This is a genomic window from Arachnia propionica, assembly GCF_003932785.1.
Classification (GTDB): domain Bacteria; phylum Actinomycetota; class Actinomycetes; order Propionibacteriales; family Propionibacteriaceae; genus Arachnia; species Arachnia propionica_B.
This window is the reverse complement of record NZ_RQYT01000133.1, coordinates 1-667: the sequence shown is the minus strand read 5'-3', so window position 1 is coordinate 667 and position 667 is coordinate 1. Positions and strand designations below refer to the sequence as shown.

Below are 667 nucleotides of genomic sequence, written 5' to 3'. Positions count from 1 at the left end.
AATTTTGAGGCGGCTGGTGGTAGTGGTGTGGTGTCGTCGGTGTCGAATGACGCGATCGCGCAGAGTTTGGCCGCGAATGGGATCTCTGAGGAGCGGCGGGAGTTGGAGATCCCCGCTGTGGAGGCGATTGGGAATCCGCCGTCGTCGGGGTATGCGAATGATCCGGTGAACACGGCGACGGGGAACTTCGTGGCCAATGAGGAGGATCTGCGCTGTGAGGGCGCGGCTGGGTTGTTGGGGTGGGCGCGGTCGTACTCATCGCTCAGCCCGAAGATCGGTGGGCATGGTCCCGGGTGGGCGTCGTTTGATGGTTGCGGGCTTGAGGTCACGGATGAGGGTGCTGCGTGGACGTTGGTGGACGGTCGTGAGGTGTTTTTCCCCAGGTTGGGGGATGGGTTTGATCGCGCCGGGCATGAGAACTACTGGTTGGCCCGTGAGGGTGACGGATTCGTGGTGTCGAACAATGGGGGCGCTCGGTGGTGTTTCTCCCCGGCTGGGCGGCCCACCTCGTTCATGTTGACTGATGGCGCCATGGTTGAGTTTGTCCATGAGGGGGAGCGGTTGGTTCGGGTCCGCCATGTCCGTGGCCGGGAGTTGATGATCCTGTGGGAGGGGGATCGGATTGTTGCGGTGGAGGCTGATGATGGCCGCCGTGTCACTTACCGCT

2 protein-coding genes are annotated in these 667 nt (G+C 62.7%); one reads left to right on the top strand and one right to left on the bottom strand.

All coding sequences use genetic code 11. The features are described 5' to 3' along the window. The coding region (locus tag EII35_RS16585; protein WP_260465155.1) for a hypothetical protein at window positions 1–197 on the bottom strand (197 nt) is incomplete at its 3' end. Between EII35_RS16585 and EII35_RS16785 the strand changes: the two genes are divergently transcribed. After that, window positions 118–667: DUF6531 domain-containing protein (locus EII35_RS16785; protein ID WP_395858269.1), on the top strand; the 550-nt coding region annotated here is incomplete at its 3' end. The two genes, EII35_RS16585 and EII35_RS16785, sit on opposite strands and share 80 nt — an antisense overlap.